We start from the raw sequence: 24,808 nt of genomic DNA, 5'->3' as shown, positions 1-24,808 counted from the left end.
TGGGATGGCGAGTCGCATTAGGGAATACGCTCGCCCTTGGTGGACATGGGTTGGGAGTGGTGTACAGTGATAAATTAAATGACGTTGAGACAAATTCGTGCGATCAAGCGAAACTTTACCCGCTTTAGACTTGCAACAATTTCTGTTGTTACAGCCTATCAGTTCCCTGTATGGCTTCTGAGTTGAAGGCTAGAGAGTTCAGACTTCACAACCTCGATGATATTAAGTTGGTATGGCGACAAGTAAAAAGTCACTGTATATTTGTTATTTAATTAAACTATTTTTTTAGTTTTTGTAGCTCCTCATAATCTTTATTTATTGCTGCAATTTCGGTAGAAATATCATTACTATTACTTGAGATTAAACTCTTGGTTTTCTGCTGATCTTTTATTCCAATATTTGTTGTGAACCATTTGCTGTCTATCGTAACCAAAGATTCTGGATTTGAATTTATTTGTGTTCGATTTAGAAAAGCTATCCACATTTTCTCCTTGTTTTTATTATTCGGATTTTCGCTCCATATTTTATAGATTACTTTTCCATACTCTAACCACAGCTGAGATAGACTTTTATCCCAGGTGGCAGGTCGCGGGATATTGTACTTGTTATAAAAAGATTGAACATCATTGAAAGTTTCCAAGATATATGCATCTTCTCCCACAAATGCTGCTAGATTGTTGTCCATTTTCATGACCGCAAAGACAAATGTTTCTCTCTTTTGTACTGCATATGTCCAGTAATCTCGGTGCGCTCCATGCCTGATTAACGCATACGGATTTTCCCATGTTTCTTTTTCTGTCCACACCTTAGGATCGATCTGCGGGACGTTTATGTTCGGTATTTTTACGGTAGGGTCGATATAGAATTGTTGGTTTTCTGAAAAATTCTGTGCAGCAGTATTTCTAGACTGATCTTTAGCCCATATTTGTTGATTGAGGATGTTTCGCACTACTTTCGACTTGATATCTATCAAAGAACCAGCACCAGCCGCACCTGCTGGTTGAACAATATCGTGTAAATCGTAGTCACCAGTAAAAATCAACTTCAATTCTTCTGTCCCAATTTCATTGAATTGTAGATCAACAATTCTATCAACAACGCTACTAGGAACTCCTAATGCTTTTACACCAATGGGTTTAGGTGGCTCTTCCGTATTCCACACCCCCACGTATCCAAAGTATTTAGTGTATTTTTTTATTTCTTGTTCGCTCAATTTTTCTAAACTTTTCTCCTTGATAGTTTTTTCTAAAATGTCGTGTCCTTTACACGGATTTCCCTCTTTTATTTTTGCCAAACTATGTGTACCAGTGTTACGAAGTGTAATGATTAAGTTAAGTTTCTGACAAACATCTGAGATTGCTTTTGCGTGGTCTTCCAAAACGTGACCATAACTTGGTAACTGATTAAAATTCTTATTTTTGACTGTAATGATAGCCATCTTCTTCTGCTCCTTGTGAAGATAAATTGATTTTTGACAAATTACTCGTGTTGATCAGAACATGAATTTTTGTACAGTGACAAATTAAATGACGTTAGTCATCAAGCGAAACTTTACCGACTTTAGACTTGAACAATTTCTGTTATTACAGCCTATAAATTTTCTGTACTGCTTTTATCTAAGCTAAACGCTAGAGAGTTCAGGCTTCAAAGTCTCGACGACATTAATTTTGTATAGAAACAAATAAAAAGTCACTGTATATTTCTACTTTGACCTATGGATAATTCCAGTAAGTGCGACCGCCTGGACGAGCATCAATATGTACGAAACCTTTATGCATTCCTGAGCCTAAGCCGACTACGCTTGGAATCGCTTTGCACACATCATACAATCGCTTTAAGTTTTTATCCGTAGGATAGATATCAAGAGCATTTCCAGTAATGTGTTGACTTGCTCTTGCTCCTCCAATTTGGCGATTAATTGCTGGTGGACGATAGCCGCTAGTTACGCCAATGGTTGAGCCGTATTTATCACGAACTTCTGCAAAAACACGAGCAATTTTTTCAATATTATCAACAACTTGTTTATTTTCAGGAACCCTAGTACATTTGGCTGTGACTTCGCCCCATGTCAAAGGGATTGTGTCAATAATGCGCTCGTCAGAATAGACAATTTTCCCTGAAGGCAACTTCATTGATGGCCCTGTCTTATTACTTTGCGACCCACTGCTTGACTGCGGTTGATCGGTACTTCCGTGATGCTCTTCTAAAATCTCAAGCAGCGATGATGCAGTGGTTACCCCCAGTGTATCAGGATACTCTAGCCAATGTTCTTTTTTGTATTTTGCAAAAGCATCTAATGTTCCATTGCCTACAATGCCATCTGCTTCTCCGGTATAGTATTTACTAATTTTTAGCAGATTCTGGATTGCTTGAACCAAATCTTTATCAGCCGCTGCCAGCTTTTTTTCTGCCTTACTATTCGCAAAATTTTTCAGCGCTTCAACGTTTATATCTGCCATTTTTCTCCTTGCGTAAATTCGAGATAAAAGTAACTGTTTTCAGGCGATATACAGCTACATTGAATATCTTTTAGAACAGGTGATGACGGAGTAATTATCTTGAAATTCCTGCTCAACAATCGCCATTTGCATTTCTATTAATCAAGCCATCTCCTAGCTAAATAAATTGTCAACGAATTGCTAGAGAGATTGAACGAGATACATCGGTCAGAGAGCGTCTGGTTGTCTCCCTGACTGATGTTTACTACTTACCTACACTAATTGCCTTGGCAGTTATGCCGGGAAAGTTTTGGTTGACATTACCATCGACATCGCGCCAGTGGACACTGCCATCTGGATTAATGAAGTAAGAAGCACTCGGTACAGAGGGGTCAGCAGCTATTTCCGAGACTTTTTCACTGAAGATATCCCAGCGACTATGCTCTGGTGCCCAACGTGCCCAAACGCCATTTTCTTGGATAGCCCAAAGCCGATTATTTCCTCCGACACTGATTGCCTTAGCAGTTATGCCAGGAAAGCCCTCGTTGGTAGGAGCGTACTTTGCAAAGCCCCCCTTGTTGGCATTACCATCAACATCGCGCCAGTGGACGCTACCATCTGAGTTGATGAAGTAACAAGCACTCGGCGTGGAGGGATCAGCAACTATTTCCGAGACATTTTCACTGAAGATATCCCACCGACTATACTCTGGTGCCCAACGTGCCCAAACTCCATTTTCTTGGATAGCCCAAAGTCTTCCTGATGGCGAGTTGCTCATATTGAATCATCCTCTGTTGTAAGTAAGATTGATTAGAACTGGTGTCTCCGTTCTATACCTTTAAGACGATTCCAGAGTTAGATTTCTGAATTTTTTGAGTAAGAGTCTTTTGTCTCTAACTCGCTCCCCATAAAAGCAGCATCAAGAACCAGAACCCTTTTACGCTTTAGCTGATAACCGTTTTAAAGCCTTTTCAACCTCACCACGAGCAGGATAGAGCAACTGCTGACTCAAAGCACTTCGATAAGCCTCGATCGCACCGCTCACATCCTCTAATCCCTCCAAGGCTCTCCCTTGCCAGTAACAAGCCATAGCCGGATCTAACTCCATCAATTCCTTTGTTAACTGACAAGCCTCTTGCCACCACTGCCGACTCGCCGCATCATTTCCCAGCACCCGATAACTCTCCCCCAGCCACACCGCCGCAGATACAGATGGCAGATAACTCCCCGCTTCCGGCAACAACTGGCATCCTCGTGACAAGGCCTCCACGGCTTCCTGGTGTTTCCCCGCCAGTGCCAATACCCGCCCATGACGAAACCAACTATCCGCCAAATTGGGCTGAAGTTGTGTCCCCTTTGCAGAGACACTACACCCCCGCTCAATTTCCTGAAAACCTTCCACCAGAACTCGCCCCGCCGTTGCCCAAACACTCCAGTGTTCGGCAAAACGCTCAAGCATTTCCTCCACTACCGAAGCAAGAGTGGTATTTTCCCCCTCTCCTCCCAGAAAAGGGTCTGGGGGAAAGGTCATCTCTACAGCCAGCAAAATCTCGCACAACGCCCGATAAATTTCACGATCCTTGGGGTACAGATGATAAACTTTCAGCATCGCCTGAGCCGCTTGCTGGTATTCACCCGTGTGGAACAAGCATCGCCCATAGTAATACCAGCCGCTAGGATTATTTGGGTGTTCCTGAGTAAACTTTGCCAACACCCTTACACCTTTGGCCCACTCGCCCCGGAAAAGGTGATAATATGCCAGCAGTTCATGAATAGCTGCCGCACCAGGAGCTAGCCGCAAAGCATAACTAATCATCTGTTTAGTCTGCTTGCCCTCGTCATCGAATACTAATCTCATCCGGCAACGATTATCTATCTGTCGTTTGAGTAGTCGGAAATCATCTGGAGCTAACTCTCCTACTTTACTTAAGCGCCGCCCAGCTTCCCGAACGTTACCCACCGCCATCAGCGCGTCATAGCTGTTAATTAGCGCTATAATATCGTCTGAGTCGAGTGACAAAACCGCATCAAAGGCTCGCAAAGCCGCGATGGCATCCTCTTTTGCGATGTGTATCTGCCCCAATGCCAGCCAGTGAGCTGTGTTATCTGGTTCAAGGGCTGCCGCAGACTCAAAAGCCGCGATCGCCCCCTGACTGTCACCAATACATACTGCGATCGCTCCACGAATATGTTGCCGAGTTGGCTCATTTTGTGCTAGAGGCAAGGCACTCTCATAAACCGCTATTGCCTCAGAATCTTGTCCAATTAGCTGCAAGATTTTCCCCAATTTCAACCGCACCTCAATCAATAGAGGTTGCCGCTTAATGACTTGGCGATACTCCTCAACCGCCCGTTCCCACTGACCTATTGCGTACAGCAGATTAGCCAATTCCAGCCGTTTCTTCCATCCAGAAGGATATTGCTGCACGTACTGATTTAATGTTTTCAGCTTCTGTTCTTGTCGCGTTGGCTTTTGGTCTAAGACTAGGTAAAAATTTAACTCCACACCAAAGGACTGGGTGAGTGATACCAAGTATGAGACAATGTTTTTAGACATGTTGCTGTTATCTCATAATTAATTCTCTCACTAATGCTCTCCATAGTCTTGACTATTTGAGAGTCGGATATCATCGTTTGATAAAATAAGCATCTCTCCACCAGAGGTTTTTCCCTTTTGCCCGAAGGTTTGGAGGAATCTAACAAAGAATCATCTAACCCTGACAAATACCTTCTCAAATGCTTTTGCAGAATATTTCGTGCTTGTTGGATTCGCTTATAAACGTTATTTAGGGAGAGCCTGAGATGTTGAGCAATGTCTTGATACGATTTGTTCTGAACAAAGTGCAGAACAAATGGCTCGCGCAGTCTGGGTTGTAAGTCATCAATGGCACGGCAGATGAACGCCCTCAACTCTTTACGCATCAGCCCTGCATCGGGAGTCTCGAACATTGAGACTGGTGAAAAGTTTTCTCCCACAGTCATCGCTTCCAGACTCTCAACTTTCTTTGCACCCCTATTACGTTCTCGATGTATATCTATGCAGAGGTTATGAGTCAGCCGAGTTAACCAAGCTCTAAAGTTGGTGATGACACCAGTACATTCTCGTACCTTCTCCCAGGCTTTGAGCATCGCTCGACTGAGCAAGTCTTCGGCATCAGTATGATTACCACCCATCCATCGCAAACAGCAACGGTAAAGATAGTCTTGATTCAGCTCCCATTGCTGCCAAAAAGCTGAACTTATATTTCCACTGCAACTATGCACTTCCAAGATTGCAAATGCTTGAGTACCCATGATAATTCTTTTGACAAAATGTTAATCTATGTGTGTTGTTGTACGTAAACCAAAAGGGTTGCAATAGACCAATAAACCAGGCACAGCTTGATTTTTAGCCTTTTCATTGCATGAAAAGCTCTCGTCAGACAAGATGTCCGATCGGAGAATATAGTCAGCAAGCTTTGAGTTATTAAAAATAGAGTTGTCACCTGATAAGAATCTACAATCTAAAACCCTTAATTTGTAGAGGTTTAAGCTTAAGAGAAGATTAGTAAGTGACAAATCTAATATTCATAACAACATTGGTCTCAAACCCTTGTACATATTTGGTTACGAATTTCCCGACTGGTTTGGTAGAAGTATCGGTAAGATAACACCCGTAAGAAGTATTAGTTGACAACACCCTGATTCCGTATGCCCCTATTTGCTGAAATCGAACTCAGACAATAGCTTGGGACAATTGGTGCTAAACTGATACGCGTTTAAATTGTATATTTTGACGTTAAGACTGTACTTTGTCATTGGTCATTTGTTCTTGAAAATACAAATGACTAATAACGAATGACAACCTTTTCCTGACGGACATGCTGCGTAAACACGAGTAAATATACAGTCTGTGACGCGTAACAACTTATTTTCAAATTCTTGTCAACACCACTATTTTTCACAAAATTAGTTTAAATGAAGCAACTTGCCAGTTCCTACAGTATATATACTGAAATCCAAGTAATTTTCTCGGACATTTTTGGCATTTAGGTATTGACAAATTAGGCAAACAATGAAACAAGATAAATCAGTAAAAACAGGCGATCGCTTTATTAACTGTATTGTTAGGCTGCAAAAGAGTTCTTGTTCTTGAGGCTTGTTTCATGGCGTGCATCGAGTTAGGAAAAAAAACTTCTAACTCAAAAGATTCAGAAATTGCTCTCTGGAATCGTCTTAAAGATGTAGAGACACAAGGTTAATAAACATAAGAGTATGACTGAATGTCTCGCTCTTCAATCAAAGCTTTATACTATCAAAAATTATACACCTGATGAGCAATCGCTGGCTCATACCAAATCTTATCAACCAAATGTCTAATGGGACTTAAACAAAAATAGAGGAAAAAGCAGACGTGAATAACAGCAGGAAGTTTGCTTACAGCAAGCCTGGATTGTTCCGAGCATTGGGAACTATAATCCCGATCGCTATAGTATCGATATTGACCAGCAATGCTTGCCTCGCACAAATTATACCTGATACCACATTGGGAAATCAAAACTCCCGCGTGATGAGTGGTGTCAACATTAAAGGAAATGGGGCTGACTTAATTGAAGGTGGTGTTCAAAGCGGAACCAACCTTTTTCATAGTTTTGCAGAATTTAATGTCAACAATGGGCAGAGGGTATATTTTGCTAACCCTACAGGTATTGCTAATATTTTGAGCCGAGTTACTGGCAATAACCCTTCTAATATTTTGGGAACTCTGGGCGTAAATGGTGCAGCTAATTTATTTTTACTCAATCCCAAGGGTATTATTTTTGGACCAAATGCCCAGCTAGATATTCAAGGTTCATTCCTGGCTACCACAGGTAACAGTTTTCAGTTTCCTGATGGTAGTGAATTTAGTGCTACTAATCCGCAAGCGCCGCCACTGTTAACAATGAGTGTACCTGTGGGTGTGCAGTTTGGTTCACAGCCAACTGCAAGTATTACTAATGAAGGGAATTTGGTAACAGGAAAAGATTTGACGCTGAATGCAGGAAATTTGGATTTACAAGGACAACTCCAAGCTGGTGGTAATTTAACATTACAAGCGCAGGAAACTTTAAAAATTAGAGATAGCGCAACTAATCCTTTCATTGCGGCTGCGAGTGGGAATTTGCTGGCGCAAGGTAATCAGAAAGTAGATATTTCTGCCTTAAATCACCCAGATAGTGGCTTTTACTCTGGTGGCGATATGGTGTTGCAGTCTGAAAATACCATTGGCGGCGATGCACATTACTGGGCTGGGGGTAATTTTAGGATAGAAAAGTTAAACGGCGATTTAGGTAATCTGTTTAGTCCTGACGATCTGGTAATTCGCGCTAGTGGGGATGTGAGTTTTGATAGCTACGAAGGTGCATCTTTGCACATTCTGGCGGGTGGGAGCGTCAATATTGACGGTGACGTTTACATTACTAAGGCAGACAGCACAAGCAATTCTCTTCAAGAAACCGTCACGCTATCGGATGGAACAACAAAGATAGATATTGATGGTAGTCAAACACCAACTCTAGACATTAGAGCAGGGGTAGATTCTAATTATATTGGGACTCCGCAATTTACACCCAATCCGCTCATTGGATTCAATGTACAAAATCCTAATACGAGCAACGAACCAACAAATGCAAATATTAACATTGAAGGTACTATTTATAATTTTTCAGGCTCTCAATCTAACAGTGGACAGATACTTGTAACTAATCAATACAATCCCAATAAATTGCCTGGTAATATAACAACAGGAATAATCTCTACTTATGGTGATGTCACTGTTGATTCGCGTGATAATATTACAAATAATGGCAAAATTGATACTACTAATGGCAATAATAATGGTGGTGATATTACACTTATTGCTAATGAAAGCCTTACAAATGATGGGCAATTATTATCTAGCACAACATGGGGTAAAGGAAATGGAGGCAATATTAGCCTTTTGAGTAGACATAGCGAAGTTAATACTAAAGGTGGGAGTATAACCTCTAAAAGTAATGATGATTCTGATGGTCAAGGTATTGGTGGAGATGTCACTATTGAAGCTGATAGTGATATTTATATTTCTAATATAGAAGCTTCTAGCTATCAGAATAATAATGATTATGATGGTAATTATGCTTTAAATGATAAAAATTTTAGTACTATCAAAATTACCTCTAATGGAGGTTCAGTCTATTTAAATAATTCTAAAGTAGATACCACTAATAATAGTTCTGGCTATGCAGGAAATATCGTAATTAATGCTAAAAATCAAGTATCTATTCTCAATGGCAGCAAAATATCCAGCGAGGGAAATAATGGAACGATATCTCTTGGCAGTGATGATAAAGCAAATCCGCCTAAAAGCGTTACTATTGATAATTCTTGGCTGAGTGTAGATAATTATTCACCTGGTGGTAATACAGGAAATATAAATATTTACGGTTTTGAAAATGTTTGGATTAAAAATAGTAACGTATACAGTGGTAAAGGTACTAGTGAAACTAATGACAATAGTAAGGCAAATGGTGGCACTGTAAATATTGAATCGCAAGGCTTGGTAAGTTTAGACCATTCACAAATATTAAGTGATGTCTTTTCTTCAGACCAAAATGGTAATGGAGGTAAAATTAATATCTTAGCACGCTCACTAATTATCAAGAATGGGTCTAATTTAGTTACTTCCACACTTGGTACAGGAAATGCAGGCGATGTGAATATTAAGGCTTCAGATTACGTTTTGTTAGAAAATAGTAAAATTTCCAGTAGTCTTAGCGGCATCGCAACAGGCAAAGCTGGAAATATTAATATTACAACTAATTTTTTGACTGTTGATAAAGGAAACATAGAAGCTCAAAGTCCAGGTAAAGGAGATGGTGGCGATATCCACATCACAACAAATAATTTGCTACTCCGTCGCCAAAGCAAAATTTCCACTACAGCCGGCAAAGAAGGATTCGGTGGTAATGGTGGTAGCATCACGATTAATGCCAAGGATGGATTTGTTGTAGCAGTGCCATCAGAAGATAGTGATATTATTGCTAATGCCTTTGGCGGTAAGGGTGGCAGGATTGAGATTAATGCTAACCGCATTCTAGGATTTCAAAACCGGGGAAAGTTGAGTTCAGCAGAACTGACGAATCTTGACAACAATGGCATCAGCGACATTAGTGCCAGTTCCGATGTAGGTGAAAATGGAGAAGTATCGCTTAATACTCTCAGTATTGACCCCAGTCAGGGACTTGTCGCATTGCCGACAAATCTAGTAGACCCGTCTAGATTAATTGCCCAAGGTTGCGATCGCAACAGTAACGTTGCTAAAGGACAAAGTGAGTTTGTGATTACTGGACGTGGCGGATTACCACCCAGTCCTGATGATACTCTCAAGCCTGGGGTAGTTTCACCAGAATGGGTAGTAAATAATACGGTTAATAATAATAAGAATTCTGTAAATATGACTGAGAGTAATTTAAGGCAATTATCATCAAATACTTCCGCTCCCTTAGTAGAAGCAGTAGGTATGATACGCAGTGCAAATGGAGATATTGTTTTGACTGCTCAATCAACAACAGCTACTTTGTTGCAGTCGGGGTTATCTACTCAAGCCTGTAATGTTACTCAAGGGAATGTTCGATGATGAACGACTGGCTGGGTAGGCGATCGCCATATCTATATCAATACTATTCAGATCGGGTCACAAACCAACCACAAAACCTGGCCCAGACTGGCAATGCATCCATCATCTCTAAGAAAACAAAATCTATCAGTCGGATTCTTTTGACAAATTGGGGCTATGTATTCCTTCTATGCACAGGGTTAAATATCAGCATTTATCCACAACGGTTAGCGGCTCAAGAGGCTCCCATTGAGGTAAAACCGCCTTCCATACAACCACTACCACAGCCACAACCTCTACCAGAACTACCGCCTCCAGAACAACTATTACCCACTGCACCCCAGTCACCAACTCAACCAGATGTTAATCCGCAGACATTAGCACAAACGTTGGTTGTAGAAAGGTTTGAGTTTGTGGGGAATACAGTTTTTAGCACCCAAGAACTGGCGAAGTTGACGGCTCCTTACCTCAAACACCCAATTACTTTTAATGATTTACTCAAGCTACGTTTAGAACTGACGAAATTATATATAGATAGAGGCTATATTACCTCTGGAGTAATTATTCCTCCCCAAACTGTGAAAGCAGGGGTAGTGGTAATGCAGGCGGTAGAAGGAAGTATAGAAAAGATAAATGTTACAGGTACGCGCCGCCTCAACCCCAGCTATATCCGCGATCGCCTAGCTATTGCTGCTGGTAAACCATTATCCCGCGATCGCCTACTCGCAGGATTGCAACTATTACAACTCGATCCTTTAATTAAAAGTATATCTACTGACTTACAAGCCGGCATACGTCCGAGTACGAATATTTTAGAAGTTAAAGTGACTGAGGCCAATTCTTTTAGTACTCAGTTAGTGCTAGATAACCAACGCAGTCCGAGTGTGGGAAGTTTTCGCAGGCGCATCAATCTTACGGAAGCCAATTTGTTAGGGCTAGGAGATGGTTTAAGTGTCGGTTACACCAATACAGATGGTAGTAATGGCTTTGATGTTAGCTATAGCCTACCAGTCAACCCACGCAACGGTAAGCTGATTTTTACCTATGGCAATACTGATAGTAATGTTATAGAACGTCCTTTTAACTCCTTGGATATTAATTCTCAGTCTAGTTACTACGAATTAACCTTCCGTCAACCCCTGTTACAAACTCCCAGCCAAGAGTTTACTTTAGGAATTACCGCCAGTCACCAAGCAAGTCAAACATTTCTAGGTTATAACGACATCGGGGCATTTCCGCTAGCGGTTGGTGCTGATGACCAAGGAAGGACGAGGGTTTCTGCTATCCGATTTTTTCAAGAATGGACTCAACGTAGTAGCCAACAAGTAATAGCAGCGCGATCGCAATTTAGTTTAGGCTTGGGTATTTTAGGAGCCACAATCAATCAGGATGAACCCGATAGCCGTTTTTTTAGTTGGCGTGGACAAGCACAATGGCTGCGCCAACTAGCGCCTGATACCTTAGTGCTGCTGCAAGCTGATATGCAATTAGCAGATAGAAAACTGTTAGGACTGGAACAATTTGGTATCGGTGGACAAACAACTGTGCGCGGATACCGTCAGGATCAACTCTTAACAGATAATGGTGTGCAAGCAACCGCAGAAATTCGCTTACCGATTCTGCAAGTTCCTCAAGGAGTATTGCAACTCACGCCTTTTGCAGATATAGGTACTGGCTGGAATAATGGCGGCTCAAATCCCCGTAATAACACTTTAATCGGTACTGGAATAGGCTTGCTGTGGCGACAGGGTAATAATTTTACTGCACGTTTTGATTGGGGTATCCCGCTAATATCAGTTAATTCTCAGGGTGATAAAACATGGCAAGAAAACGGTTTGTATTTCTCTGTTATCTATACACCTTTTTAAATCGGGGATTGATGCTAATACCAATTCTGTATAAAGATGCGCCAAACTATATGAGGAACGAACCGCAAAGGACGCAAAGGGCACAAAGAAAGAAGGAAGGAAGGAAGTCAAGAGAATTTGGTGCAGCCTCACAAAGAAATGGTATGAGAGTGAAAAATTTTTCTGAGAAACAACGCCAAAAATTCTGGTATGGACTTTTGGCTTGTCTGACAACTTTACTATGTATATTTGGTTCGCCTGTGGTGGCTCGTGATGTGGTAAGTCTTGGGTTGACTGCATCTATGGTTGCTTCTTCCTCTCAAGAGGAAGTAGCTAAAAATCTCTATATGTCAGGACGATTTGCAGAAGCAGTCAAGCTATTACAGCAAGCCTATCAAGCAAGTGGGAATCAAGTAGAAAAGGCGGTGATTCTGAGTAATTTAGCTCTCAACTTGCACCAATTAGGGCGCATTGATGAAGCAAGTGGGGTAATTGAAGAAGCGATCGCTATCTTACAAAATACTGCCAATTCACCACCAGTTTGGGCGCAAGTTTGGGATATCAAAGGTAATCTGGAACTAGCACAGGGTAAAGCTCAAGCCGCTTTGTCATCTTGGGAAACAGCCGTATCGCTCTACCAAAAATTAAAAGATAGCAATAGAGCTATCCTCACTCAAATTAACCAAGCACAAGCATTGCAGACTTTAGGACTCTATCGGCGAGAGATTTCTCTACTCCAGAGTTTGACAACGGATCTGCAAAAACAACCAGACTCTCTGGCTAAGGCGGCTAGTTTTCGCAACTTGGGTGAGGCGCTGGCGTTGGCTGGCGATATCGATCGGGCAAAAAAACATTTACAACAAAGTCTGGAGATTGCCCAAAAACTACAATCAGCAGAAAATATTGCTACAGCTTACCTGAGTTTGGGTAATCTTGCTTATATTCCTGGTAGCAGTATAGAACAAAAACATACTGCTCTGGCTTATTACGAAAAAGCAGTTGTTTCATCAACTACTGCAACTAGCAAAATCCCATCTCAACTTAACTGTTTACGCCTGTTGATTGAGTTGGAACAATGGCCAGCCGCTCAAGCATTATATCCCGAAATTCAAAGTCAAATTGCTAACCTGCCGCTTGGTCGTTCGGCGATTTACGCTCAGGTAAATTTGGCTCAACGCCTTTTAGAAATGAGGCAGAAATTCCCTGAACCCAACCCAGAAACAATTGCTAAAATCCTGGCTGTGGCACGTCAGCAGGCGCAACAATTGCAAGATGTACGCTCAGAGTCTTTTGTATTAGGTAATCTTGGACACCTATATGAATTATCTCAACAATGGTCTATAGCCCAGGATTTGACCACACAGGCGCTGAATTTGTCACAGTCAATTCAAGCGTCAGATATCGCCTATCGTTGGCAGTGGCAACTGGGACGTATTCTTTGCCAAGGTAAACCGCAGTGCGATCGGACAGAAGTCATCGCTGCCTATCAACAAGCATTTAATACTTTACAAAATATCCGTAGCGATTTGATTGCTACGAATAAAAATGTGCAGTTTTCTTTTCGGGAAACGGTAGAACCTGTATATCGCCGTTTAGTAGATTTGTTACTTCAATCATCAGCACCAAGTCAAGAAAATTTAACACAGGCTCGTAATGTAATTGAAGCGCTGCAAGTGGCGAAATTACAAAACTATTTGCGGCAAGCTTGTGAAGATACGAAATTAGCACTCGATAAGGTGATTGACTCCCAAGACCAAACATCTGCTGTTATTTATGCAATTATTTTGGATGATCGTTTAGAAGTTATTCTCAAGCGGCCTAATCAAGAACTTAGCCATTATGCTACCCCGCCTCAACAGAAAATTGAGGAAGTTGTCAGCCGACTATATGAAAATCTGCAAGAAGATGGTAGTTATGAAGAAGTACAACAGGATGGTCAAAAAGTTTATAACTGGCTGATTCAACCAATAGAAAAAGAGTTAAAGGATAGCAAAATTAAAAATTTGATTTTTGTTTTGGATGGGGTTTTAAGAAAAATTCCGATGGCTAGTCTCTATAATGGACAACAGTATCTAGTAGAAAAATATGCTGTCTCCTTAGCTTTAGGGTTACAAGTACGCGAACCCATTGCCTTAGATAGAGCGAAAATCAAAATTTTGGCTGCCAGTTTAACTCAACCACCAAGTAACAAAGAACTTTCTGGTTTTTCTCGATTAGAAAATGTTGAGCAAGAAATCAAGGAGATTAAAAAGACGGGATTAGCCGTTAACTGGATCGCCGATCAAGAATTTACTACAAAAAACTTTAACAAAAAACTAAATTCTACTAATTTTGACGTAGTACATTTAGCAACCCACGGTCTATTTAGTGCAAATCGAGAAAATACTTTTGTGGTGACAGCAGATGGAAAGTTGAAGATAGATGAATTCGATCGATTGTTTCTTAACCAAGGGCAAAAGCACGATAGCTTCGCTCGCCGCAGGCATCGCCGCCGAATTGAGTTACTGGTTCTTAGTGCTTGCCAGACAGCTACAGGTAACGACCAAGAAGTGATGGGTATTGCTGGAACTACAGTTCAAGCTGGGGCTAGTAGTGCGATCGCCAGTTTGTGGGATCTAGACGATGAAGCCAGCGTTCCATTCATTAAAGAATTTTATACACATCTAGGGCAACCCAACATCAGCAGAGCCGAAGCACTTCGTCTCGCACAACAAGCTCTACTGAAAAACCCCAAATATGACCACCCTCGTTATTGGGCCCCTTATGTCTTAGTTGGTAGTTGGCTTTGATGTCAACAAGAAGGGTGTAGGGAATTTTGGCAGTGGGGGCTTGTACCCTATCAGTTCCAGGGCGCGGTGTACACAAATACCAAGTTTTTTCTTCTTGACACGCAACCCCACACCCCTAAACCTGCAACCCTAGTTTTGGTCAAAAAGCTCCTAAATCTAAAAATTCAGTAATTCTTGTTTTACATCGTCTTTAAATTAGACCTGCCTTGAAAATAGGGACTGGGGACTGGGAAAACCAAGATATTTTCATTGTTCCTTGTGAGCGCCGCTCATGGAGTCTCTTGCATAAATAATTTTTTGTCTCACGCAAAGGCGCAAAGAATAAGGGGAAAATAAGGACTTTTGCAAGAGACTCCATGAACACAATTCACAATGAAGGAATGAAAATATTTTTTTCCTAGTCCCCAGTCCCCAGTCCCCAGTCCCTATTTTCAAGGCAGGTCTATTGTAAATGACCCAAATCCGACAAGGTAAAAGCAGATGAGTACAGTAATGTCAAACAATTTCTAAAAACGAGCATTAATACTTAATATGAATAGCTTTAAAGATGCATTTATTTCTTATGGAAGAGCAGATAGCAAAGATTTTGCAACTAAGCTGCATCAGCGACTTGTAGAAGCAGACTTGAAAATTTGGTTTGACCAAAATGATATTCCTTTGGGTGTTGATTTCCAAAATCAAATAGATGATGGGATTGATAAATCAGACAATTTTCTCTTTATTATTGCGCCTCACTCAATCAATTCCATTTATTGTGGTAAAGAAATAGACTTAGCACTCCGCCGGAATAAACGCATTATTCCCCTACTCCATGTAGAGCAAATTACTCAAGAAATTTGGCAACAACGCAATCCTAGAGGTGAAGCGAGTCACTGGGAAGAATATAAAGCCAAGGGATCGCATTCCAGTTTTCCCAATATGCACCCAGCTATTGGCAAGATTAACTGGGTATACTTCCGTGAAGGTATAGATGACTTTGAGAAATCCTTTGCCGGACTCCTAGAGCTATTTTCCCGTCATCGAGAGTATGTGCGTCAACATACCTACTTTTTAGCCAGAGCCATAGAGTGGGAACAAAAACAACAAAAGTCAGAATACCTGTTAGTTGGTGAAGAACGGATACAGGCTGAAAACTGGCTGAAAATTCGGTTTAAACACGAGCAACCGCCCTGTGAACCAACGGATTTACACTGTGCTTTGATTTGTCAGAGTATCAAAAATGCTAACAACCTGATGACTCAGGTGTTCCTCTCCTACTCAGAAAAAGAGAGGTCATTTATGGAGAAAATTGCCAAAATCTTGATGCGAGAAAGCTTCACGGTTTGGACAAACAAAACAGATATTCAGTCTGGGTCAGATTTTGCCCTGTCAATTTATCGAGGCATTGAGGAAGCAGACAATCTGGTTTTTCTGATGTCTGCGGCCTCTTTGCAATCAGAATACTGTCAAATGGAACTGTCTCATGCTTTCTCTCTGAAAAAGCGGGTCATTCCTTTGTTGATTGAACAAGTAGACCTAGAGCTAATTCCTGTCGAATTACGTACCTTGCACTTCATTGACTTTACAGAGCAACAACCGCAGGGAAAAGACTCTGCCAATATTGACCAGCTAATTAATATACTGTTTCAAGATACAGCTTATTACGAACAGCATAAAATTTTATTAGTCAAAGCTCTCAAGTGGGAACGGCAAAAACGCAATTCTAGTATTTTGTTGCGGGGTCACAATCTCCGTAATGCTGAAGCTTGGTTAAAGGTAGCTAAACAAAAAACGCAACATCTGCCCATACCTTTGCAAGTAGAGTTCATCACTGAAAGCCTCAAGCAGCCCCCAGAGGCGGCGCTGGACGTATTTATTTCTTACTCTCGTGCTGATTCTGACTTTGCACGCAAGCTTAACGATACATTGCAAATTCAAAACAAGACTACTTGGTTCGATCAGGAAAGTATCGCCTCTGGTAGTGACTTTGAGCAAGAAATTTACCGAGGGATAGAAAGCGCCAACAACTTCTTATTTATTATTTCACCCAACTCTATCAGTTCACCCTACTGCAAGGCTGAGGTAGAGTACGCGATGAATTTGCATAAGCGAATCGTTACCGTTTTGTATCGGGAAATTAACATTGCAGATATTCACCCAGGGTTAGCAAAAGTACAATGGATTGATTTTTGCAAGCATGGAGCAGATTTTCTAACCAAATTTGGGGAATTAACTAGAACACTAGATGCAGATCCAGATTACGTGCGATCGCACACGCGTATTTTTTTAAAAGCGAAGGAGTGGGACGATCGCAAACGTGATGATAGTTTCTTGTTGCGGGGTAAAGATTTAGTTGCTTCTGAGGAATGGTTGAAGCAGTCTGTTGACAAACAACCAGCCCCCACCAATCTCCAACTAGAATATCTTGCAGCTAGTCGCGCTCTCCCCTATCGGAAAATCAAGCTCCGCACTGTGCTGCTGACTAGCTTAGTTGTGACAACGGTAATATTCATTGCTAGATTTCTCGGATTCACCCAGCCTTTAGAACTAGCAGCTTATGACCAGATAATGTCCTTACGTCCTGATGAACCAAAAGACGAAAGATTTTTAATGGTCGATGTCGATCCCGAAAGTCTTGAGAAGCTGAATGAAAGCAGGAGATATCCGGGTGGTAAAGGTTCTATTCCTGATGCGGCTCTAGACGATTTACTCAAAAATCTTTCCCAATATCAACCTAGTATGATTGGGCTGGATTTTATCCGTGATTTTCCGGCTGAAGGTAGCCTAAAACAACGTTTACAGCAAACAAAAAACTTCATTTCGGTCTGTAAAAACAGTTATGAAAATAGGCGGGGTGAAAAAATTCTAGGCTTTAAACACGCACCAGAAGTCCCTTTAGAGCAAGCAGGCTTTAGTGACTTAGTTGATGATGATGCTAAAGGTGGTCGTTTTGTGCGCCGACAATACTTGATGCAAAAGCCAGACCCTAAATATTGCAATACACCGGAAGCTTTGAGTCTAGTAATTGCTCGTCGTTATCTAGAAGCCCAAGGTCAGTCTTTCACCTCTCCTCTAAATCTCCAGAGCAAACAATATGATCAGCCTATGCAGTTTGGTAAAACCGTGATTCCCCAACTACTAGGACTGGGAGGTGGCTATCAAAACATGGATAATCAGCTTCAAGGTTATCAAACGATGCTCAAATATCGTACTTTTGGAGGCGACCCCAATGAATTTGCGCCTAGAGTCAATATTTTGGCAGTTTTGGACAATAAAGTTTCTGCTGAACAAATTAGAAATCGGATTGTACTGATTGGCTTTACTGACAGGCAAAACAGACAAGCTGATTACTGGAGTACACCCTATGGTGACGTTGCCGGAGTAACATTGCATGGGCAAACCATCAGCCAAATCTTGAGTGCGACCTTAGATAATCGCTCCCTCATCTGGTGGTGGCCTTTTGGTTATGAAACAGTGTGGATGTTTAGTTGGGCTTTGGTAGGTGCTGTTGTCTGTTGGCGATTTAACCGCAATCTTTATATAGGTATAGCTGTAGGACTTTCTACTGGAAGTTTATACATTATATGCTCCGTAATTTTGGTGAGTCAAAGCGGCTGGATACCTTTTATTCCAGCATTTTTGACATTAGTATTCACTGGATTAGCAGTATTATACTTAACTAATAGACTCCGTAAAAGTTAAGTCAACAAATCAGCAGACTAAGAGGAAATTGCAAAATGCTTCGTCCACAATTATCGATTCGGCGGTCAACTATTTTGATCTGCACTCTGACAACTGTTTTTTATTTTAATTTTTTGTCTCCTATTTTTGTTCGCAAAGCCCAAGCACAGAATTTGTTTGAGCGTATTGGCCAGATGTTTAATGGTTCTAGAGCCGAGGGAAATGCGTCTGGGCGATCGCGAGGAGGAGCAACGCGATCGCAATGCTCTCAAATAAATGGCAACAACCTCATTGCCTTAGTTTCTAATAACAATGGAGGCTTGACTACTCAGGATTATCCCCAGTTCTGGTTTTATTTACCCTTTGGAGGAAATTCCCAGTCACCTCCAGCTAAATTTAGATTATTAGATGAACAGAAAAAGTCTGTTTTGACAAAGCCCCTGCTGTTCTCTTTATCAGAAAAAAAAGGCATTGTCAGCATTAGTCTTCCCTCTACCGAAAAACCATTATTGATTGGAAAAAAATATCATTGGTACTTCAAAATTGCTTGTGTCAATACTCAGGGATCTAACACAAATATTAGCGTGAATGGTTGGATTCAACGAGTGGGAGAGAGTCCTAAGCTAGTAGCACAAATTAAGCAAACAGCATATCAACACCAGTACATTTCTTATGCAGAAAACAACATTTGGTATGAAACTGTTAGCCAACTTGCTCAGAACCGGGTTGCTAATCAGCAGGACTGGGCTAATTTACTATCATTTTTTCAACTTGAAGAATTTGTTAATTCACCTGTTTCTGAACTCAAAATACAAAAGTAGTAAGTAAAATCAATGGAAAAATTTTTCAGCTTGAGTTTCAATGAAGGGCACACAGCAACAGCTGCTACAATATCCGAGTCCGGAGAATTGCCTGATGCGCTTGAGCAAATGGGGCTGGTTGGTTCCCATCCAATTTTAGTCATCGTTGGTGGTGCAAGTCAGATGAGCGAAGCGGACTTTGTGCGTATCCAAAGCTTGTTTGTCGAAGTATTAGCCCCAATAGCGCAACGTTTAGGAGCATATATTGTCGATGGTGGTACAGATGCGGGAGTCATGCAATTGATAGGTAACGCTCGTCATCAAATCAATGCTCAATTTCCGTTGATTGGGGTAGTGCCTACAGAAAAAGTCATTCTACCCAATCAGACTGAATCTAGTGATGATGCTGCACTTTTAGAACCGCATCATACTCATTTTATCCTAGTCCCTGGCAATAATTGGGGTGATGAATCTGCTTGGATTGTACAAGTAGCAACCATGCTAGCTGGTGGCGCACCTTCGGTAACAATGCTGATAAATGGTGGAGAAATTACCTTTCTTGACGCTGCTAACAGCGTCATCGCCGGACGCTTGGTGATGGTAATAGCAGGTAGTGGTAGAACAGCCGATAAACTTGTCTGTGCATTAAATGGAGAAGCTACAGATGAACGTGCTGAAAAATTAGCTGCTTCTGGTAAGTTGCAAACCATTGATTTAGAAGCGAATTGGGAAAAGTTAACTCATACAATTACACATTTACTTTCTACTTAACAAAATACCTCTGCCAAAAAAAGAGTACCAAGAGGTAGGGCTGTTGTAGTAGAGTTATTGTCTTCCCAAACGACAACTCAAAAACTATGAGTTAGCCCTGGTCATTGGAAACCAAGAGAACTAGCGGACGAAATCATGAATTATTGAAAGTATAGATGATTTGAAAAATCGAATCCTCAAGTTTGTCGACTACTTTAATCAAACAATGGCTAAACCTTTTAAGTGGATTTATAAGGGTAAAGTTTTGGCTATTTAATGGTCTGTTTATTTCCGCCGAACTGTACTAGAAACTTTTGAGAAATTTAAACCTATGGCTAAGAAACAAGACTATAGTCAATACCTTAGACAGATATTCTCTGGACTAATTGACCAACTTGACCTGTCAGACTTGCGAAAAGACTTTCTGAAAAATCGCTGGCTCGACCAAGTTATGTGGCTGGAGGGAAAAGCCACTAAAGAACGCAATGCTCATCACAACCTCAGAATGATTACCATCATTGGCGGGGTAATTGTCCCAGCACTAATTGGTTTTCAGAAGGGGAACCAGAAGTGGCAGGAAATTGTTGGCTGGTCGGCTTTCGGTTTAAGTCAGGTAGTAGCCGTTTCTGCTGCGGTTGAAGAGTTTTTTGGTCATGGTGAAAAGTACCGCAGCTATCGTAATACTGCCGAAGGCTTGAAAATTGAGGGGTGGCAGTTTTTCCAAATGGCTGGCCCCTATCGTCAATTTAATGCCCACTCTGATGCCTACACCATTTTTGCTGAACGCGTCGAACAGTATATTCAGCAAGACTTACAGGGCTTTATTTCCCAGTTAACAGAACGACAAGAGACAGGCAATAAGCAGGCACAAGAAACAGTCACAAAGAATGCTGAACTTGCCCTAGAAAAGCTTAACGAGCAGTTGCAGTTACGGGCACAGTATGAAGCCCAACTTAAGGAACTAGAAACCGAGAAGCAGCGCGTTCAAGCCGAAAAGCAGCAGTTGGAACAAGAGCGCTCTGCTCCACAAGAGAGCGATGACGGAAAACCAGCACTTCTGGCAGCCCAAGTGGACTCAGATAAGCAACCTGACTTAAGTGCTGTTGGTAATTTATTGCAAGAGGATGAAGAAGACCGTGACAGTACCAGCCTAAACGCTGATTCAGTACAGTATCTCAGTGCTAACGAGATTCTGGCTAAGATTAAGAGCAATCCTATAAGCAGGAACGCTACAGCAGCAAACCAGATCACCGAAGCTAAACAAGTCTCCACAAGTCTACCTATGTGTGGAGTTGAGCTAATTAAAAAGTTTGAAGGTTGCTATCTTAATGCATACAAAGATCCTTTAAGTGGAGGGCTACCAATCACAATTGGCTGGGGTACGACCAGGAAACGTGACGGTAGTCCGTGGTATATGGGAGAGAGTATTTCCCAACAACAAGCGGATGATCTGTTGATTTATCAGTTGGAAACAAGCTACTTACCCGATTTAATGAAAATACCTTGCTGGGGCGAACTCAACCCTCACCAACAAGGTGCCTTACTCAGCTTTGGCTACAACTTGGGGAGTAAATTTTACGGCGCCTCTAATTTCGAGTCAATGACTAGAGTCTTAAAGAATAAGGATTGGGCTAATATCCGCGAAACTTTCATCAAGTATCGCAATCCTGGATCAAATGTTGAGCAAGGACTTAGGAGACGAAGGGAAGCTGAAGCTGAACTATTCCTGAAACCCTTACCCCTAAAAGTTTAGCATTTAAAGTTTGAGGAATTAAGTTAGCGTAAGCAGCAGTAGAGAATCACAATTAATCTGCTTCAGTAGATAGAATTTGAAGGCACTCACCGCAAAACACAATTATGATTTGTAACAGCAAAAAGTATTCGATCAACGTAGACAAAATGGGGCAAGATGTTGCGATTAGCATTTCTTTGGAAATAGAAATGAGTCCTGAGCTAATCGATCTAGTGTTGCGTGACTTAAGAAGCGATGCCAGAGACTTTAATGAAGCCCGCATCCTGACTGAAATCATCCGCGACCCTATAATCATCTCTAGCCTCTGCCAACACATAGAAGAGGTTAAAAATCAAGACAATAGATATCAAGAAACCCAGCATGAAGACATGAGCAATCAACATTTAACAAATCCAAACTGGAGCTTGAACACACCAAGCTAGACTTCAAACAACTCATGGCTGGACTTTCTAAAAGCGGATGGAACTGTTGCGTATTCAAGCTTTTGACGGTTATTGACAAGTAAAGCTCCAAGCGTTTTTTACTATAACAAAATTTTGCCGTTCCTTGCTTATCTATGAACAGTTACAAGTAAATATCAAACAAATGGCTAATATTGTATCTATTGAAGAAAAATATACAGAACTATGGCTTGGCTGCAAGGTGCAATCAAATCTCTTGCCAGAGTTAGAAAAAATTGCTGAGAAGCTGTATTACGATCGCGGCTTTTACGAGAAAATCGAGTGGTACTATCCCAACTTACCTTGGTATTGGGCAGGAATCTTACACGCTAAGGGGGATTTTGAGGGTTCTACGCAATTCTTCGAGCAAATAACGCACAAGCTGAGTAAAATTAAGGGCGAACAGATACCAGCAAAGCTCTCAGCTCGCTTATTGGCCTTCGATGCGTGCAACGACTTCCAGGGCAAGGATAGCCAGGGAATTACGCCGTTTGTTTGGGCTGGGACTAATCACACCAAGACTATTGATTCGGCTGCTGGTTGTGCGGCAATTTTGTACTTTCTGCAAGCAATAGGACTCAAAGATGACCAGACTGAGCAGGGGCGGTTTAATCTCAAAGTGACTTCTGACTCGGTGTTTAAAAGCTGCTCATTGCCCTCCAACAAGCTCGAAGCATCGGAAAAAACTAGTGTCAAAGCAGGGAAAGAGTTGGAAATTACCGAGGTGGCGATCGCAGATGCTCACCATCTCCGAGTTATGCTCAAGGTTCCAGTCCTGAATCGGCACATTTGGTTTATCTATGGTGGGCATATCCAGATTGACGGCAGCAAAATCGCAACAGTCCCGACTAAGCCTAAAACTCTAGAAGAGAAAATCGTTGCCTATTGCCAGAAGAAGGGCTACAAAATTTACAAAGAACCTGGATACAAGAATATTATCTACATCGAAGGCATGAATCCCGACGGAACGCTCAATGACAACGCCCTCAATGTCTGGAACGACCTCCGCATCGTAATTGAGTTTAAAGACGGCAAGCCTAAAATGATTGGCTGTTGGGAAGCTACAACAAACCCAGGTAAGTACTATACGTATAATCCTTTGAACTCCAAAGGTGCGGCGATTATCGCCTTCGGGCAATACACCGCATGGCAGGTAGGAACCCACGGACAGGCTTCTCCCCATGAAGCTCTTGTGCAAACTGGTGGTTCGGTCACTGTCCATCGTGATGCAAATCGGTCAGGCACGCGCGATGCAGGTGACTCCATTGACTCAGGTCATTTTGGCATTAACCAACATTGGGGAGGTGATAATCCTAAGTCCGACGTAGGAAGATGGAGCGCTGGCTGTCAAGTAGGTAGGACAAAACAGGGACATCGCGAGTTCATGGCTATCGTTAAGTCAGACCCACGCTACCAAGCTAACCGTAGTTTCACCTTCACTAGTACCATTATTGACGGCAAAGACCTCCTAGCACAGTTCCCTGCATGAATTACGCAAGCAATTGCAAACCGCTTAACCCAATCGGACTCCAGGAAGAGGAGGCTAAAGATATAGCCCTCGCCTCAAATACTACAACGCCAGTAGATTCTCGCTCCAAAGTCAACGCCAGGGGTGATTACAAATTCATCAAGCAGTATTTAGCCCAGTTAGAACAGAAAGAAAATAGAAAATTTAGAATAGCCTATTACCAAAACCAAACCAAAGTTATCTCAATCAGCATTTGGTGAAAATTGTCAATTCCGCCAAGCGTGAAGAATTAACGCTCACACAAGGCTAAAATCTCCACTAAATAATTACAGCAGATTTCAAGTCAGGTGAACTACACCAAGTGTTCTGCTGCGGGGACACCCGATGCTTTCAAGCATAGAAGCAAGTTGCTCCCTATCTTTCTTAATTTCATTTGAAATCCCCACCCGCAATTGATTTACCCTTTCCTGGAGGGTATGCACTTCCGTTTTGGTCGCAGAGGGAATACTCACTTTCTCTGACAGGGTGGCGATTTGAGCTTTCAAAGCTTCAATTTCGGCAGCAGTTGCACTATCTGCACTATCGGGACTCTCTTCTACAAGTGCGTTTCTAATACAATCCAGCACAAACTCTTTAAAAGTTAAGCGCAAATCCTCAGCACGCTGCTTGGCCTGCTTCACCAACTCCCGGTCTTCTTCTGACAGAAGTTTTATATTTATCTGCGGATATTCCACCAGTCCCTCGCGCTTTTGTTGTGGAGAAGTGAGAAGTGAGAAGAGTAGGGGAAGTGGGGGAAGTAGCGGGAGTAGGGGGAGTAGTGGAAGGAAATGCTCTTTCTCCCCCAGCTTCAAAAGCGATGAAATAGTTATTTACTTGCAAGTCTCTTAGTGCTTCATCAACCAAGATTCTGAATGATTAATCATATTGACTAATCCACTCAAAATCTGGTTATAGGTTCCGTAGAGTTCTCGACCAATCTCAACATCCAAGTAACCACATTTAACACTAAACTCTATCCAGGTTTGAGTTTCGGCTGCTTCTGATTCACAATCATTCAATTTAGCGACGAAAGCTGCCTCATATCGACGCTTCCTCCATGCCTCGGCTAAATTCGCACATACGGAACGGGATGAGCGACGAATTTGATCGGTAAGCGAATACCTTTCCTCCACACTGGACGTTCGCTCATTTTGACCTAGTAAGTGAGAATTATGTCTTACAGGGCTTAAGTTCTAGCTCATAAATGGA

At 41.8% G+C, this 24,808-nt stretch carries 16 protein-coding genes and 1 pseudogene; 10 read left to right on the top strand and 7 right to left on the bottom strand.

The features are described from left to right. Positions 1 to 277: 277 nt before the first annotated feature. The 5 genes from RM347_RS25985 to RM347_RS25965 form a co-directional block, all read right to left on the bottom strand. Positions 278 to 1,438 carry a hypothetical protein gene (locus RM347_RS25985; protein WP_322717343.1) on the bottom strand — a complete coding sequence of 387 codons (1,161 nt, stop codon included), beginning with the start codon at positions 1,436 to 1,438 and terminating at the stop codon, positions 278 to 280. Positions 1,439 to 1,712: 274 nt separating this feature from the next. Beyond that, positions 1,713 to 2,459, bottom strand: coding sequence for a D-Ala-D-Ala carboxypeptidase family metallohydrolase (locus tag RM347_RS25980; RefSeq protein WP_322717344.1), 747 nt, complete (start codon positions 2,457 to 2,459; stop codon positions 1,713 to 1,715). Positions 2,460 to 2,703: 244 nt separating this feature from the next. Next, entirely contained in the window at positions 2,704 to 3,216 is a 513-nt protein-coding gene (locus tag RM347_RS25975; RefSeq protein WP_322717345.1) for a hypothetical protein, read from the bottom strand. 159 nt (positions 3,217 to 3,375) lie between these two features. Next, complete coding sequence (locus RM347_RS25970) at positions 3,376 to 4,995, bottom strand: tetratricopeptide repeat protein (RefSeq protein ID WP_322717346.1); 1,620 nt, start codon at positions 4,993 to 4,995, stop codon at positions 3,376 to 3,378. Continuing rightward, positions 4,935 to 5,732 carry an RNA polymerase sigma factor gene (locus RM347_RS25965; protein ID WP_322717347.1) on the bottom strand — a complete coding sequence of 266 codons (798 nt, stop codon included), beginning with the start codon at positions 5,730 to 5,732 and terminating at the stop codon, positions 4,935 to 4,937. The genes RM347_RS25970 and RM347_RS25965 overlap by 61 nt, the downstream gene beginning before the upstream one ends. Before the next feature lie 1,099 nt (positions 5,733 to 6,831). Here RM347_RS25965 and RM347_RS25960 point away from each other — a divergent pair. From RM347_RS25960 to RM347_RS25915, 10 genes and pseudogenes are all read left to right on the top strand, one after another. Next, positions 6,832 to 10,074 carry a filamentous hemagglutinin N-terminal domain-containing protein gene (locus RM347_RS25960; RefSeq protein WP_322717348.1) on the top strand — a complete coding sequence of 1,081 codons (3,243 nt, stop codon included), beginning with the start codon at positions 6,832 to 6,834 and terminating at the stop codon, positions 10,072 to 10,074. Then, positions 10,071 to 11,921 carry a ShlB/FhaC/HecB family hemolysin secretion/activation protein gene (locus tag RM347_RS25955; RefSeq protein WP_322717349.1) on the top strand — a complete coding sequence of 617 codons (1,851 nt, stop codon included), beginning with the start codon at positions 10,071 to 10,073 and terminating at the stop codon, positions 11,919 to 11,921. The genes RM347_RS25960 and RM347_RS25955 overlap by 4 nt, the downstream gene beginning before the upstream one ends. Next, the gene (locus tag RM347_RS25950; RefSeq protein WP_322717350.1) at positions 11,873 to 14,689 is read left to right on the top strand and encodes a CHAT domain-containing protein; all 2,817 of its coding nucleotides are present in this window, start codon (positions 11,873 to 11,875) and stop codon (positions 14,687 to 14,689) included. Before RM347_RS25955 ends, RM347_RS25950 begins: the two co-directional genes overlap by 49 nt. A 531-nt stretch (positions 14,690 to 15,220) precedes the next feature. Then, positions 15,221 to 18,370: a TIR domain-containing protein gene (locus tag RM347_RS25945; RefSeq protein ID WP_322717351.1), complete on the top strand. Its 3,150-nt coding sequence runs from the start codon at positions 15,221 to 15,223 to the stop codon at positions 18,368 to 18,370. A gap of 35 nt (positions 18,371 to 18,405) precedes the next feature. Continuing rightward, on the top strand, positions 18,406 to 19,170 hold the full coding sequence (locus tag RM347_RS25940; RefSeq protein ID WP_322717352.1) for a DUF928 domain-containing protein: 765 nt from the start codon (positions 18,406 to 18,408) through the stop codon (positions 19,168 to 19,170). A 12-nt stretch (positions 19,171 to 19,182) separates the two neighbouring features. After that, on the top strand, positions 19,183 to 19,920 hold the full coding sequence (locus RM347_RS25935) for a hypothetical protein (protein WP_322717353.1): 738 nt from the start codon (positions 19,183 to 19,185) through the stop codon (positions 19,918 to 19,920). A 310-nt stretch (positions 19,921 to 20,230) separates the two neighbouring features. Further along, positions 20,231 to 21,652, top strand: coding sequence for a DUF4231 domain-containing protein (locus tag RM347_RS25930; protein WP_322717354.1), 1,422 nt, complete (start codon positions 20,231 to 20,233; stop codon positions 21,650 to 21,652). Between the two features lie 188 nt (positions 21,653 to 21,840). Further along, the gene (locus RM347_RS25925; protein ID WP_322717355.1) at positions 21,841 to 22,074 is read left to right on the top strand and encodes a hypothetical protein; all 234 of its coding nucleotides are present in this window, start codon (positions 21,841 to 21,843) and stop codon (positions 22,072 to 22,074) included. 163 nt (positions 22,075 to 22,237) lie between these two features. Next, positions 22,238 to 23,581 (top strand): hypothetical protein, encoded by a 1,344-nt coding sequence (locus RM347_RS25920; RefSeq protein ID WP_322717356.1) that lies wholly within the window; start codon positions 22,238 to 22,240, stop codon positions 23,579 to 23,581. A 32-nt stretch (positions 23,582 to 23,613) separates the two neighbouring features. After that, positions 23,614 to 23,793, top strand: a pseudogene (locus RM347_RS25915) (AIPR family protein); the annotation flags it as partial. A gap of 105 nt (positions 23,794 to 23,898) precedes the next feature. On the opposite strand, the gene RM347_RS25910 reads toward RM347_RS25915, so the two are convergent. Further along, the gene (locus tag RM347_RS25910; RefSeq protein WP_322717357.1) at positions 23,899 to 24,294 is read right to left on the bottom strand and encodes a hypothetical protein; all 396 of its coding nucleotides are present in this window, start codon (positions 24,292 to 24,294) and stop codon (positions 23,899 to 23,901) included. 150 nt (positions 24,295 to 24,444) lie between these two features. Next, complete coding sequence (locus tag RM347_RS25905) at positions 24,445 to 24,732, bottom strand: four helix bundle protein (protein WP_322717358.1); 288 nt, start codon at positions 24,730 to 24,732, stop codon at positions 24,445 to 24,447. Between the last annotated feature and the right edge of the window lie 76 nt (positions 24,733 to 24,808).

Source organism: Nostoc sp. ChiQUE02 (assembly GCF_034531305.2).
In the GTDB taxonomy this organism is placed as follows: Bacteria; Cyanobacteriota; Cyanobacteriia; order Cyanobacteriales; family Nostocaceae; genus Nostoc.
The sequence above is the reverse complement of the archived record's forward strand: the minus strand, read 5'-3'. Positions and strand labels throughout refer to the sequence as shown.

Excerpts from the sequence above, each read along its gene's own strand:
- RM347_RS25920 (WP_322717356.1), top strand. The coding sequence starts at position 22,238 with ATGGCTAATATTGTATCTATTGAAGAAAAATATACAGAACTATGGCTT.
- RM347_RS25985 (WP_322717343.1), bottom strand. The coding sequence starts at position 1,438 with ATGGCTATCATTACAGTCAAAAATAAGAATTTTAATCAGTTACCAAGT.
- RM347_RS25950 (WP_322717350.1), top strand. The coding sequence starts at position 11,873 with ATGGCAAGAAAACGGTTTGTATTTCTCTGTTATCTATACACCTTTTTA.
- RM347_RS25955 (WP_322717349.1), top strand. The coding sequence starts at position 10,071 with ATGATGAACGACTGGCTGGGTAGGCGATCGCCATATCTATATCAATAC.
- RM347_RS25925 (WP_322717355.1), top strand. The coding sequence starts at position 21,841 with ATGAGTCCTGAGCTAATCGATCTAGTGTTGCGTGACTTAAGAAGCGAT.
- RM347_RS25945 (WP_322717351.1), top strand. The coding sequence starts at position 15,221 with ATGAATAGCTTTAAAGATGCATTTATTTCTTATGGAAGAGCAGATAGC.
- RM347_RS25930 (WP_322717354.1), top strand. The coding sequence starts at position 20,231 with ATGGCTAAGAAACAAGACTATAGTCAATACCTTAGACAGATATTCTCT.
- RM347_RS25975 (WP_322717345.1), bottom strand. The coding sequence starts at position 3,216 with ATGAGCAACTCGCCATCAGGAAGACTTTGGGCTATCCAAGAAAATGGA.
- RM347_RS25940 (WP_322717352.1), top strand. The coding sequence starts at position 18,406 with ATGCTTCGTCCACAATTATCGATTCGGCGGTCAACTATTTTGATCTGC.
- RM347_RS25935 (WP_322717353.1), top strand. The coding sequence starts at position 19,183 with ATGGAAAAATTTTTCAGCTTGAGTTTCAATGAAGGGCACACAGCAACA.
- RM347_RS25980 (WP_322717344.1), bottom strand. The coding sequence starts at position 2,459 with ATGGCAGATATAAACGTTGAAGCGCTGAAAAATTTTGCGAATAGTAAG.
- RM347_RS25970 (WP_322717346.1), bottom strand. The coding sequence starts at position 4,995 with ATGTCTAAAAACATTGTCTCATACTTGGTATCACTCACCCAGTCCTTT.
- RM347_RS25965 (WP_322717347.1), bottom strand. The coding sequence starts at position 5,732 with ATGGGTACTCAAGCATTTGCAATCTTGGAAGTGCATAGTTGCAGTGGA.